Below are 13,597 nucleotides of genomic sequence, written 5' to 3' on the forward strand. Positions count from 1 at the left end.
ATAGTTTAGAATAACCGTTAGGTAGCCTGATTCAAGGAGATTATAATGACTCAATTTACTAGCAAAGGTTCGTTAGTTGCAGGCACCTTGGCTGCAATTGGGGCTTCAGTGTGCTGTGTTGGCCCGTTAGTACTGTTGACCTTAGGTATTGGAGGTACATGGGTAAGTCACCTAAGCGCCTTTGAACCTTATCGACCTCTCTTCATTGGGTTAACGTTAGTGTTCCTTTGGTTTGCATTTCGTAATCTTTATCTGATACCTAAAGCCTGTGCGCTAGATATCCCCTGTGTTAATACACAAGTACTTAGATATCAGCGTTTAATCTTCTGGATTATAACTACACTGCTGCTTACCTTATTAGCCGCTCCATGGCTAGCTCCATTACTTTACTGATAGGGGATACTTTCATGCGCCAACTAATAATCGCAATCCTTATATCTTTACCGTTGACGATATTCGCCAGTACTACGTTAAAGACAGTGGTGCTGGATGTGCAAAACATGACCTGTAGTCTCTGTCCAATCACGGTTAAGAAATCGCTCGAAAAAGTAGCTGGGGTCAATATGGCCAAAGTTGACTATAGCTCAAAAACGGCCACTGTAACCTATGATCCTGACAAGATCCAACTACAGATGTTAATTGTAGCGACGACGAACGCAGGTTATCCCTCAACAGTACGGAAATAACGCAACCGATGAATACTGTTATCCTTAAGTCTATACTGACCTGTCCTCATTGCAATTTTGCTAAACAGGAAATCATGCCAACCGATTCCTGTCAGTTTTACTACGAATGCGATAATTGTAAGGCATTACTACGCCCAAATCCGGGTGACTGTTGCGTCTTTTGCTCCTTCGGTTCAGTGCTATGCCCACCGATTCAAGCGCAGAAACAGTGCTGTGGCTAAATGATTAAATTTAAGCGCAAGAATCGGAGTGTAGCCGTTCATAGCATTTGGTAAGTTAAATCCCTCAAATAAGACTTAAGGGATTCAGAAATGACTATTTTAAAAAACAAAACCCCGGTTACAGATCAGAATAAAGATGATCCCCGCTGGCATGCTATTGTCATGCGTGAAATCAAAGCGAATGGTAAATTTTTTTATGCAGTTAAAACTACAGGGGTTTATTGTCATCCCTTTTGTGCTGCCCGTTTACCTCGTCCAGAGAATATTTGCTTTTATACGACACAAGAGGAAGCAGAGCAAGCGGGTTTTCGTCCTTGTAAACGGTGTAAACCTGATCGGCCTTCACTGATTAATCCACATATAACTGAAATTATTCAATCCTGTCGAATCATTGAGAAAGCAGAAGATATTCTGAGTTTTAAGGATCTCGCAAAACAGGTAGGAATGAGTGCGTATCATTTTCATCGACTATTTAAACAAATCACGGGATTAACACCCTATCAATACGCGGTAGCACACAAGATAAACCGAATAAAAAGGGAACTCAGCCAAGAGAGTACAGTGACACAAGCAATCCTTAATGCAGGCTATAATTCCAATAGCCGTTTCTACGAAAAATCCAACGAAGTATTAGGGATGACACCCAGCAATTATCGACGAGGGGGTAAAAATATGGAGATCCGTTTTGCAATAAGTAAATGCTTATTGGGACTGATCCTTGTAGCTCAAAGTGCACTAGGTGTTTGCGCTATTTTGCTGGGTGATGATTCAAAAGCCCTTGTACATGATCTTCAGGAACGCTTCCCTCACGCTAATTTAATGAGGGAGGATGATAATCTTAAGCAGTTAATCGTAAGCGTAGTAGGTTTTATTGAAGCGCCTGAAATTGGCCTTGATCTACCTTTAGATATCCGGGGTACTGCATTTCAGCAGCGCGTTTGGCAGCTATTACGCCAAATCCCTATAGGTCAAACCCTTAGCTATACTGAAGTTGCTCGCCGTATTGGGGCACCTAAATCAGCGCGAGCTGTCGCTGGAGCATGTGCTGCTAACCAGATCGCCATTGCTATTCCTTGCCATCGGGTTGTTCGCAGTGATGGAAAAATATCAGGTTATCGTTGGGGTATCGAACGTAAGCGAACGCTTCTTGATAACGAAGGTACTGTTAAGAAAATAAACGTAAAAAATTATGATGAACTTAATTATGGCCTATAAGCTTAGCGCAAAACTATAAATTCTTAAGCTATAAACTCTGATAAAATTATCAAGAGATACAGACAGATATTATTAATTACTTGGATTTAATTATAATGATTAATAGTTTCAATACGCGCTCAACCCTAACAGTCGGTGAAAAATCTTACGAAATCTTCCATCTTAAGGCACTCCTAGATCAAGGATATCCAGTAGATCGTTTACCTTATACCTTGAAGGTGCTGCTGGAAAACCTTTTACGCACAGAAGATGGGGTTAACGTCACCAGAAACAGCATCAAAGCGTTACTAGAGTGGGTCGTTAACGCTGAGCCAAATGTAGAAATTGCTTTTACTCCTGCTAGGGTGTTGATGCAAGATTTTACTGGAGTTCCAGCCATTGCAGATCTTGCAGCAATGCGAGATGCGATGGAGCGCTTAGGAGGAGATCCAAACCGCATTAACCCTCTATCTCCTGCAGATCTAGTGATCGATCATTCTGTCATGGTGGATCATTTTGGTAGCCAAGACTCTCTAAATCTCAATATTGAAATGGAATATCATCGTAATAGGGAACGTTATAAGTTTTTGCGTTGGGGGCAAAATGCCTTCTCTAATTTTCGAGTAGTGCCTCCGGGTACCGGCATTGTTCATCAAGTAAACTTAGAATATTTAGCAAGCGTAGTTTTTACTCATAAAATCGACGACATCGTTCAAGCCTATCCTGATACCTTAGTAGGTACTGATTCCCATACTACCATGATTAATGGTTTGGGCGTTTTAGGCTGGGGAGTTGGGGGAATTGAAGCAGAAGCAGTAATGCTAGGTCAGCCTATCTCTTTGCTACTTCCCCAAGTGGTTGGTTTTCAGCTTAAAGGCAGGATGCCTGAAGGAGCTACAGCCACTGATTTAGTGCTCACTATCACTGAAATGCTACGTAAAAAAGGAGTGGTAGGGAAATTTGTGGAATTTTTTGGTGAAGGATTAACGCACCTCCCTTTGGCTGATCGGGCGACTATTGGCAATATGGCACCGGAGTATGGGGCAACTTGCGGTATTTTCCCTATTGATAGGGAAACTATACGTTATTTAAATTTATCTGGCCGCTCAGCAGAAACAGTAGCTCTAGTAGAATCTTACGCTAAAGAGCAGGGGATGTGGAGCGAAGATGGCGCTCAAATGGCAGACTACACGGAAGTAGTGGAATTGGATATAAGTACAATTGAGCCTAGTCTCGCAGGCCCTAAGCGTCCTCAGGATCGGGTAGCACTAAAGGATGTAAAAGCCGTATTTACCCATAATCTACAGGCTCATTTAAATAAGCATTGTGGTATTGCCGAAGAGCGTTTTAAGAATGAAGGAGGGGGAGTTGCTATTGGAGGCTCTATTGATTCTAAACGAGGAAGCGTTGAGGTTGAGTTAAATGACGAGAAAACGCTGCTTAAACATGGAGCCGTGGTTATTGCAGCGATTACTAGTTGTACCAATACTTCTAATCCAGCCGTACTAGTAGCGGCAGCGTTGCTTGCCAAAAAAGCGCACGTTCGTGGCTTGACGGTTAAACCTTGGGTAAAAACCTCCTTTGCCCCTGGATCCCAAGTAGTCCCTGCATATTTAGAGAAAATGGGACTTATGGATTCTCTCAATGCCCTAGGCTTTAATATTATTGGTTTTGGCTGCACAACCTGTATTGGTAATTCGGGTCCTTTATTAAAACCCGTTAGCCAAGCGATTAATGACGGTAATCTGATGGTGGCTTCTGTTTTATCAGGTAATCGTAATTTTGAAGGACGAATACATGCTGAGGTACAAACTAATTGGCTCACCTCCCCCCCCTTAGTTATTGCCTATGCCTTAGCAGGTAATATGATGATTGATCTGGCTACCGAGCCTCTAGGGCAAGATAAGAAAGGAGAGGATATATTTTTGAAGGATATTTGGCCTACTGCTATGGAGGTATCTCAAGCCATAGACACTCATATTAATCGTACGCTATTTCAGGAACACTATAGTCGTGTATTTACAGGCGATTCTTATTGGCAAGGGATTGAGACTGCAACTAGCCAGAATTACGATTGGGCACCTTCTACCTATATCGCCCATCCTCCTTATTTCCAAGGTATGAGTATGGAGAAGTGCCAGATCTCAAATATTGTTGATGCTCACTGTCTAGTCATGGTAGGTAATTCTATTACTACTGATCATATTTCACCAGCCGGTGCTATCCAGCCAGATAGTCCAGCAGGAGAACACTTACAGGCACAGGGTGTCAAACTTAAGGATTTTAATTCCTATGGTTCTCGTCGCGGTAATCATGAAGTAATGATTCGGGGTACCTTTGCCAATGTGCGATTACATAATAAGATAGCTCCCGGTACTGAGGGAGGGTGGACAACTCATATACCTTCAAATGAGGTTATGAGTATTTTTGAGGCTGCAGAAAGGTATCGTAAAGAAGCCACACCGCTTATCATTCTTGCAGGTAAGGAATATGGTACTGGATCTAGCCGTGACTGGGCAGCTAAAGGAGTCAATCTGCTAGGAGTAAAGGCGGTGATTGCTGAGAGTTTTGAACGTATTCACCGATCTAACTTGGTAGGATTTGGTGTATTACCTCTACAGTTCATATCAGGGGAAAACGCTGACAGTTTAGGGTTAACGGGGAGGGAGAAATTTTCTATTTCTTTATCTGGTAATAATGTTAAAAATATCACTGTAATTGCTAAGGGAGATGATAACAAAGAGATTATGTTTAGCACCGTAGTTCGAATTGATACGCCTAAAGAGCGGGATTATTTTCGTAATGGAGGTATTTTGCACTATGTGCTTCGAAACTTGGCTCGCCAATTTCCAGCGACTACATAGCCATACTATAATTAATTAAGTAAATCCTATATTAGTGGACATTACGATATTCTCATTGTAGGATCTTATAAAGATTATTCTAGGAAACTGAGGGCTTTATGAATCCTTTAGATTCTATTATTGGTACTATCATCTCCGGAGTTATTCTGGCAATTATCTTAACTTTTGTTATAAAAATGATAGCAATAGGTTAAACATTATGGAACTTATACCATTATTGCCCCTAGATCGTTGGTTACACTTCCTTGCCGGTATCGCTTGGATTGGATTATTGTATTATTTTAACTTGGTGCAAACGCCAGCAATGGCGGAGGCCAATAAAGATCAAAAGGGGCCAGGATCTGCAGCCATTAGTAAATATATTGCCCCTCGTGCACTATTATGGTTTCGATGGTCAGCGCTTGTAACTTGGTTATCTGGCCTTATGTACTTAGCGATAGCTCCTCAATACAGCATACACGGTGCTTTTACATTGGGTATTGGATTTCACAATATTGCTTTAACTGCGATTGGAGTGGGGGCTTGGCTAGGCACCATTATGCTGTTTAATGTTTGGGTGTTAATTTGGCGTAATCAGAAAAAACTGCTTAATTTAGTTCCAGCCACCGGGGAGGAAAAAGCAAAAGCGGGTCGGGTAGCATTCCTAGCTTCTCGCACTAACACCATGTTATCTATACCTCTACTTTTATTTATGGGAAGCGCTCCCCATGGCTTATTATTTTAAGGAGGATTATGAAATTAACTAAGAAGAAATAATGGTATATGCTTTAGTTGTTAAATAAGCAATTAATAAAAATAGCCGCTTTGGAAATAACGCCCATTCATACTTCCTATAGTTTATTATCCTAAGAGGTTAGTACCTTGTCTATGCTCAGGTTTCTTCCTGGGATTATACTTAATCAAGTGGCAAGCGCTATTCTTGTTTTTACTTTCATGGATTCCCATGGAGCAAGCTGGATACCTTATGCTACGCTTGCAGTAATTGCAGGTTTGCTTACAGCTTTTTGGCTCTCTTCTATTGCTAGTCATCTTAAGAAAGATGCATTAAGTCGTGTGAAGGAGAAATTGAGTCAAGAACGAGAGCAGATCCTTATTGCTTCAGCAAAGGAGAAAAATCGCATTTTTGAGCAAACTCATAAACGCATTTTAAAAGAAACTAACCAAGCCCATGCTAAAGCTAATCTTAAAGTAGGGGCGGTAGCAGCTGGAGCAGTAGGAGTAGGTATTGGGTTACTTTCTATTCAATTTTTTACTATTGGTATATTGACACTATTAACTACTGGCGGAGTTCTTACGGGTTATATAATACGAGCACGCAGGAATGCACTACCTAGCTCAAAAGAAAAAATAGCTAAGGAAATTTTACCCAAACAAGAATCACCTAAACTTATTGAGATAAATACCTTAGATACGACCTCTCTACATTCTGAAGAGAATCTCAATAGTAGTAAAAATTAGAGTTATCGAGTCTAATTTTGAGCAAGATTCTAGTAATTAGCGCCCACCCTGATGATATGGAGATCGGAATGGGGGGTACTGTAGTTAAGAAAATAATGCAAGGAGCTCAAATTACCTCAGTAATTTTGACCGATGGTAGAAGAAGTTCAAATCCTTTTCAGTGGCCAGAAGAAAGGATGGCTAGCATCCGCAAGCAAGAGGCAATGAATGCAGCATTAATACTAGGAGTTAAAGAGGTCATTTTTTTTGATCTTCCAAAATTAACGGATAATCTTCATTATAATTTAGCTAAAGAACGACTGGGAACACTTATCAAGCAGCTGCAACCCGATGAAGTTTATTTTCCTCATGAATATTTAGATAGGCATCCTACTCATCAGCTGGCTGGGAAAATAACTAGAGAGTGCTTGGAAAACTCACTATCACTAGCAGCGATGTGGGCCTATGAGGTTTGGGGATTGTTCCCTACATGGGATCGTACTGAATATATTGATGATCAAGTGGGGAAAAAGATTCAGGCAATTGAGGCACATAAGAGTCAAGTGGCCTCTATTCCTTATGGGGAAGCTGTTATTGGGCTTAACCGGTGGCGAGCTGTATTTGAAAATCCTCAACAAGCTACTACTAAAGGTATATTTGCAGAAGTTTTTCTTCTAATGTCACCGACCTTCTAGTATTTGCCATGTAATCAATGCCGGAATTCCCAACATAACATCACGCAGACGTTTAATAATAGACAACGCTAAACCTATCTCGGGCGCTAAACCAAATACCTCTCCTAAAATCATATATCCCCCTTCTTGAATTCCATAAGCCCCAGGAATGATAGTTCCAGCACTACGGACCGCTTGACCTAAGCTTTCTAAGATCAAAGATTCTTGTAGACTAATTGGAGTACCAATAAAATTAAGGGCTAACCATGTTTCAAAAGTCCCGAGAACCCAAGAAATCAAGTGAAAGTTGCAAGCTAGCATTAAGGTCTTCGGATTACGATAGAACTGCTGGATATTATTATGGAGTCCATTAATAGCATCAGCAGATAAAGTAGGCCAATGCGTAGCTAGCCAAGAAAACAGTCTCTCAAAGAGGAGAAAAAAACCACTACGCTGTATAATTAAAAATGCGAGTACACCAAATACTGAAATAATTAAACCAATGGTTACCCCCTCAACGATTCGGCCATGATAGCCGCTAATAATTAATAGGATTAGCCCTATTAAGGTAAATAAAAATTGGCTAATTGCTTCCATAGTCAGATCAACAATTACACTAGCACTGGCATCTCTGCCAGTTAAGCCACGAAGTATTAGTAGCCGGACACCAATAATAGCCCCACCCAATGAAACTACCATAGGTAATAGGCTATCTATAGCCTCTCGTATCCATCGCGTTATAGTAAAAGCTGATAACGAAGGTGTCCATATTTGTTGGAACAAAGTACGCCAAGCTAATCCAGAGAGAAAAAGTTGCGGTAGATGAATAATAATGATAGCTAAAATACCCCATCCTATAGCTGTAACTGCTTGAATTACATTATTTAAACCTTGATGTACTATTAGCAAAATGGCTAAAGTTAGCCCAGCAATAGTAACTACAATCATACCTAGACGCATAATTTTTTGAATCTCTAAGTAGAAGAAGATAGAAAATCCATTTTCAGCAATATAATAGAGAAAGGGTATTTTTGAAATTTAAGAGTGTAAGCTAGCAATATCGCTAAAGGAAATCATCTGAATTCCAGATGATTGTAAGATATTTTGTATATCCCTATTAGTGAGTGCATTTAATTCTGCAGCTCGATCTGTCTGATCTGGAAGAGGGTGGTAATCAGTAGGCTGATCAACAGCAGGGTGGAAGTATATTTCTGAGACTCCTTCGGGTAATTTTGAAATTAGAGCCAATACCCGCTCAGCTGTCATCTTTCCAGTATCGTGGAAGCCAAAGATATAATCATTACTGAATATATTTGCTTGGCGTAATTGGTCTGACATAATCCAGAGCCATGGCTTTAGAAAAAAGCTTGAAAGAATAGTAGCTTTTGAAGCTGGTTCATATGGAAGTCGTATAGCACGTAGCTCAAATTCGCGCCCAATCTTAAGGATAATTCGTAAAATAGTAGGATGTAGATGCATATGATGATGAGCATTTACATGATCAAGCGCCAATCCTGTTGCTATAAAAGCTTCAAATTGAGCCCTGATCTCAGATTCAATCTGTTTACGTACTCGAGGTAAGCAGTAAAAACGTACTCCAGCCCGTACTAAATTGCTAGGTAATCGGCCATTGGAATCTACCAGATCTGAGATAATATCCGGTGATAATACTGGATAACCATCTGCTACTACTACATGCAACCCTACTTTAAGGGTAGGTATACAGTGAGCACGCCTTACAGCATCGGCAGCAGCAGCTTCACCCACCATTAAGCTTGCAGTAGTCAGTATGCCTTTACGGTGAGCTTGCTCAATAGCTTCATTAACAGATAAAGATAACCCAAAATCGTCTGCAGTGACGATGAGCTGCTTCACGCCCTATCTTCCCGCTGATTCAGGAAACGGAAAAACTCTACGCCTTCTCGTAGACGTCGTTTAGTCATCTCCCAACTTCGCATCATCTCCCAAGTAATTTCACCAATTTTACGAGGACGAAAATAAAAACGTTTATAAAAGGTCGAGAGCCCTTCAAAAATTTCCTCATGGGAAAGATGGGGATACTCTAAAGAACTAATTTGCAGTCCATTACCGGCAACCAAACCCTGTTCGTTGTTACGTAGCCAGCCATTTTCTTGAGCTTGGCGATAGAGGAAAGTGCCTGGATAAGCTGCCGCTAATGAAACTTGAATAGTATGAGGATTAATATCTTGAGCAAATCGAATAGTTTCTTCAAGGGTTTCTTGAGTCTCGCCAGGTAAGCCAACGATGAAGGTTCCGTGGATTTTAATACCTAATTTATGGCAGTCAGCGGTAAATTGGCGGGCAAATTCAATACGCATTCCTTTTTTAATATTAAAGAGAATTTGCTGACTACCTGTTTCATAGCCTACTAACAATAGCCTTAAGCCATTGTCTTTCATAATTTTCAATGTTTCGTAAGGAACATTTGCTTTAGCATTACAGGACCAAGTGACCCCAAGTTTTCCAAGCAAACGAGCAGTTTCTTCAGTACGAGACTTATCATCAGTGAAGGTATCATCGTCAAAGAATATCTCTTTAACTTGGGGGAAATAGCGTTGAATTTTTGCAACTTCCGCTGCCACCGTTTCAGGACTCTGGGTTCGATATTTATGCCCGCTGATAGTTTGAGGCCAGAGACAGAAAGTACAGCGTGACTTACAACCGCGCCCAGTATAAAAAGAAACATAAGGATGCTCTAAGTAGCCGATGAAATAATCTTCAATAACTAAATCACGTTTATATACATCGATAACAGAAGGTAATGCATCCATGTCCTTGATAAGATCACGTTCTCGATTATGAACTGCGTTGCTATTTACTTGATAGCTGATACCATCAATCTCTGCAAAAGGACGGCCTTCAGCAACCTCTTGAATAGTATAGTCAAACTCGCTACGGGCAATAAAATCAATAGCCGGTGATGCCATCACTGAAGGTTCAGGGTTTACTGCTACATGGGCACCTACTAAGCCAATTTTAAGTCTTGGATTTATCTCCTTTAGCGCCTCAGCAACTTTGATATCATTATTAAAGGAAGGTGTACTGGTATGTAATATAGCCAGCTCATAGTCATGAACTAATGGTAATACTTGCTCTAGGGATAATCCTCGAGCAGGTGCGTCTATAAGTTTACTATCTGGGACTAATGCTGCTGGTTGAGCTAACCAAGTAGGGTACCAGAACGAGCGGATCTCCCTACGGGCTTGATATCGTGAACCAGCGCCTCCATCAAAACCATCAAATGAAGGTGGGTTGAGGAATAGGGTTTTCATCATAAAGTTTTTGACTCCTTAATCCTTAATTACTAGCTGGCTATTGGCTTTAACTAAAAAATTATGCTGTCGCCATTGTATACTGCGCCCAAAGAAGCTAACGCTCCATACTATAAAAGTAAGTAAATCTCGTAATGGTATTAAAAGTATATCGGAGCTACGAATTTCTAGCTCTAAATTACGGTATATAAATAGGTGCATTAGTAGCCGAATGGTAATCGCTATACTCACTACAGTAAGCCCAAGCATATAAGAGGGTGCTACAGCTAAAAACAGCAATGAAACAGGAATAGCATGGACAATAACAGAGAATGTATGACCTATTGGCTGAACACTATATATAGTTCGCGCCCAACGCAACTCATGCAAAAATAAACGTTTAAAATTAGGTTCCTCTACTATATTTTTTACTAGATATGAAGAGAGATGCACTTGATAGCCCAAATCAAAGGTTAATTTCCCTAGCAGATAATCATCTGCTAAAACAGATAAAAGTTTGTTAAATCCGCCCATTTGCTCTAGAACATCTCGTCTGATAGCCATAGTTGGGCCAAAACAGTAGCGAATTTTTTGTATGGCATTAGCAATAAGAACCGAAGGTAAAAACCATCCATTGATAAATAGAGTACTTAGCCTAGAGGCAATGCCTTTTATAGGGAAACATAGGTATAAACAAGTTACAGCACCTATCTTATTATTTTCAAAAGGAGCAACAATGGATTTTAAATAATTTGAGTCAACCCGTATATCACTATCAGCAATTATGATCCAATCATATTTGGATTGTTGATACATATTTATCAAGTTATTTATTTTGGGGTTTATTCCGTGTACGCGATCATCAATCACCAAACTTAAATCTAGGTCAGAAAATTCTTTAAGGAGGCGCTGTATAATGGGTACAGAGAGGTCTAATGGATCAGAAACACCAAATATAATTTGGTAGTAAGGATACTCTTGTTCGCAAAAAGAGCGAAGATTCTCATAGAGATCCGGATCTAAACCACAAATAGGCTTTAGTAGGGTAACAGGGGGACAAAATTTTGATGTTATTGAATCTTGTGTAGCAGTAAATCTGCTAACACAACGTACAGCAAAGATCAGATATAAAATTGAAGCTACAACACAGCTAAACGTAGCAAATTGAGCTAGAAAAGAAATTGTTATTATCTTAACTCCAAAGTTAATTTCTATATTTAATAGTTAGTCCTATGCAATCGTTATTATAACTGAAATTATCTTCTATAAACATTATGTTGATTAATAACATTAAATAGTAATAATAGGGATAGGTCTTTTTTATATCTGATTAAAAATTTTTATTTTTGTATCATATTACGTAATATGTAATTTAATTTAAAAATACTAATAATAAATACTAATTTATCAATGTTATAACCCTCGATAATGTCCCTTATCACAGGTTAATCAAAAAAACACTAAAAACCCCATACAGACAAATTACCAGATGGATGTTTTAAGTGGGGGAGTTTTTACCCACCCTTGGAAGTGAGGTATTAGGGGATCAGGTAAGTTCTAGATTAGCTTGATAGCACTATGAACGTCTACAAGCCCCAAATTCTAATTTTCAGTTATACCTACACTTCTTTATTACTAGATGCATTATTTCTCTTGCTTTATCACTTTCATTAAGAGTTGATAATTCTTTACTATATTTAGCTCGTAATACCCCGACTAACGATTCAAACGCTGCCTTTGCATTATCTGGATTGATATAATCCTGTAACGATAATTTTACTTGAAATAGCTTCTTATCTTTGAATCGGATACAATTTCTGAATCTCTAAAACTGTCATACCAGACAGGGTTTTTTGCCACAACTGGACTTGTGCGTTGTAGTTGACCGAGAAGGTGAGTAGTAATAGGGAATGAATATAAATAATCTTCGTAACGTTATCGCTTGCCGAAGGCATTTTATAGCAGTATAAAGTATTAGCTAGTTTGATGATAAAATGTGACTGATTTATGGTAATCTAGGAGAGTTTAAGTGTAATTTTATGGTATGAGCCTTATGAATCTTTCCGATGAGCTAAAACAAAGAATCAAGGCTAATGGTCAGCGAGGTAGTGGATGCCAAGCATTTTTAGCTAGAGGTAGTGAAATTAGCCAAGCCCTAGAAAATGGCCATACTGCAAAAGAAATATGGGCGCTACTTCGAGAGAAAGGCGTTATGCCTATTCAATACCGAACATTTACCCACTATATAAATCGGTATTTAAAAAACTACAGCCAGCAAACGACTACTCTTTCCTTGCTCAAAGCAAAAATGTTTATAGGAAAACTAAAACAGCGAAAAGGCCAGTTAACCAAGAAATTTATATTTGATGCTAAAGGTAAAAGTAAGGAAGATCTTATTTAGTTTAGGAGATATATAAGTGGCAAAAGCGCATTTTACTTTACAAGGAAAAGGCGGTGTTGGTAAAAGCTTAGTATCAGCGCTTATCGCTCAGCACCGCCAAGAAAATAATGTGCCTCTAATTTGTATAGATACCGATCCGGTCAATGCTACCTTTGCAGGTTATACAGCCTTTCCAGTTAAGCGGGTAGAATTATTAAAAGAAAATGTAATTGATGAGCGTGAATTTGATCATCTCATAGAAATAATTGTGGAAAATGATAATGCTGAGATTATTATCGATAATGGCTCATCAAGCTTTATCCCCCTATCTTCCTATCTGGTTGAAAATGAGGCAATAGAGATGCTTCAGGATATGGGCCACTCTGTTTTTATTCATCCAGTGGTGACAGGAGGTCAAGCCCTTATAGACACGCTCTCTGGTTTTGATTCGTTGGCTCGCCAATTCCCAGAATCAGCAAAGATGGTGGTATGGCTCAATCAATATTTTGGAGCTATTGAAAAAGAAGGTAAGACTTTTGAGAACATGAAAGTATATCAGGATCATAAGGATCGAATAAAAGGAATCATAAGTATTTATCGTAATAGTGGATCTACTTTTGGGGAAGATATCCAAGAGATGCTTGAGAATAGGATGACTTTTAATCAAGCTATCCAATCTGATCAATTTAAATTGATGTCTAAACATCGTCTTAAAATAATGAAAAAAGCGCTCTTTGAGCAAATGGATCCAATACTAGGAGTTGAAATAATACCACCAGTACCAACAATTGACGGTGATCTACAGCAACTTCCTATTAAAAAAACGAAAAAAGGAAATAAAGGTTCTAAACTTTAATTAAAAAAATTAA

At 39.3% G+C, this 13,597-nt stretch carries 14 protein-coding genes; 10 read left to right on the plus strand and 4 right to left on the minus strand.

Annotated elements, in window-relative coordinates:
* Positions 1-45: 45 nt before the first annotated feature.
* The 8 genes from TAO_RS05215 to TAO_RS05250 all read left to right on the plus strand — a co-directional run bounded on the left by TAO_RS05215 (position 46) and on the right by TAO_RS05250 (position 7,097).
* The gene (locus TAO_RS05215) at positions 46-393 is read left to right on the plus strand and encodes a mercuric transporter MerT family protein (RefSeq protein WP_231910590.1); all 348 of its coding nucleotides are present in this window, start codon (positions 46-48) and stop codon (positions 391-393) included.
* Between the two features lie 14 nt (positions 394-407).
* Entirely contained in the window at positions 408-686 is a 279-nt protein-coding gene (locus tag TAO_RS05220) for a heavy-metal-associated domain-containing protein (protein WP_096526933.1), read from the plus strand.
* An 8-nt stretch (positions 687-694) separates the two neighbouring features.
* Positions 695-907 carry a GDCCVxC domain-containing (seleno)protein gene (locus TAO_RS09910; RefSeq protein ID WP_096526934.1) on the plus strand — a complete coding sequence of 71 codons (213 nt, stop codon included), beginning with the start codon at positions 695-697 and terminating at the stop codon, positions 905-907.
* Positions 908-997: 90 nt separating this feature from the next.
* Positions 998-2,122 carry a bifunctional DNA-binding transcriptional regulator/O6-methylguanine-DNA methyltransferase Ada gene (ada, locus tag TAO_RS05230; protein WP_096526935.1) on the plus strand — a complete coding sequence of 375 codons (1,125 nt, stop codon included), beginning with the start codon at positions 998-1,000 and terminating at the stop codon, positions 2,120-2,122.
* Positions 2,123-2,217: 95 nt separating this feature from the next.
* Positions 2,218-4,965 carry an aconitate hydratase AcnA gene (acnA, locus tag TAO_RS05235; RefSeq protein WP_096526936.1) on the plus strand — a complete coding sequence of 916 codons (2,748 nt, stop codon included), beginning with the start codon at positions 2,218-2,220 and terminating at the stop codon, positions 4,963-4,965.
* A 199-nt stretch (positions 4,966-5,164) separates the two neighbouring features.
* Positions 5,165-5,689: a urate hydroxylase PuuD gene (locus TAO_RS05240; RefSeq protein WP_096526937.1), complete on the plus strand. Its 525-nt coding sequence runs from the start codon at positions 5,165-5,167 to the stop codon at positions 5,687-5,689.
* Positions 5,690-5,832: 143 nt separating this feature from the next.
* Positions 5,833-6,423: a hypothetical protein gene (locus tag TAO_RS05245; RefSeq protein ID WP_197702522.1), complete on the plus strand. Its 591-nt coding sequence runs from the start codon at positions 5,833-5,835 to the stop codon at positions 6,421-6,423.
* A gap of 17 nt (positions 6,424-6,440) precedes the next feature.
* Entirely contained in the window at positions 6,441-7,097 is a 657-nt protein-coding gene (locus TAO_RS05250; RefSeq protein ID WP_096526938.1) for a PIG-L deacetylase family protein, read from the plus strand.
* Here TAO_RS05250 and TAO_RS05255 read toward each other — a convergent pair.
* The 4 genes from TAO_RS05255 to hpnI form a co-directional block, all read right to left on the minus strand.
* Complete coding sequence (locus tag TAO_RS05255) at positions 7,083-8,036, minus strand: lysylphosphatidylglycerol synthase domain-containing protein (protein ID WP_096526939.1); 954 nt, start codon at positions 8,034-8,036, stop codon at positions 7,083-7,085. The two genes, TAO_RS05250 and TAO_RS05255, sit on opposite strands and share 15 nt — an antisense overlap.
* A 78-nt stretch (positions 8,037-8,114) precedes the next feature.
* On the minus strand, positions 8,115-8,951 hold the full coding sequence (hpnK, locus tag TAO_RS05260) for a hopanoid biosynthesis-associated protein HpnK (protein ID WP_096526940.1): 837 nt from the start codon (positions 8,949-8,951) through the stop codon (positions 8,115-8,117).
* On the minus strand, positions 8,948-10,372 hold the full coding sequence (gene hpnJ, locus TAO_RS05265; RefSeq protein ID WP_096526941.1) for a hopanoid biosynthesis associated radical SAM protein HpnJ: 1,425 nt from the start codon (positions 10,370-10,372) through the stop codon (positions 8,948-8,950). The genes hpnK and hpnJ overlap by 4 nt, the downstream gene beginning before the upstream one ends.
* 15 nt (positions 10,373-10,387) lie before the next feature.
* Positions 10,388-11,563: a bacteriohopanetetrol glucosamine biosynthesis glycosyltransferase HpnI gene (gene hpnI, locus TAO_RS05270; RefSeq protein ID WP_096526942.1), complete on the minus strand. Its 1,176-nt coding sequence runs from the start codon at positions 11,561-11,563 to the stop codon at positions 10,388-10,390.
* A gap of 838 nt (positions 11,564-12,401) precedes the next feature.
* On the opposite strand from hpnI, the gene TAO_RS05275 reads away from it, so the two are divergent.
* Together TAO_RS05275 and TAO_RS05280 are read left to right on the plus strand one after the other, a co-directional pair.
* Positions 12,402-12,749 (plus strand): TraK family protein, encoded by a 348-nt coding sequence (locus TAO_RS05275; protein WP_096526943.1) that lies wholly within the window; start codon positions 12,402-12,404, stop codon positions 12,747-12,749.
* A 16-nt stretch (positions 12,750-12,765) separates the two neighbouring features.
* The gene (locus TAO_RS05280) at positions 12,766-13,584 is read left to right on the plus strand and encodes a P-loop NTPase family protein (RefSeq protein ID WP_231910591.1); all 819 of its coding nucleotides are present in this window, start codon (positions 12,766-12,768) and stop codon (positions 13,582-13,584) included.
* Positions 13,585-13,597: the final 13 nt, after the last annotated feature.

This window comes from Candidatus Nitrosoglobus terrae (assembly GCF_002356115.1).
Classification (GTDB): domain Bacteria; phylum Pseudomonadota; class Gammaproteobacteria; order Nitrosococcales; family Nitrosococcaceae; genus Nitrosoglobus; species Nitrosoglobus terrae.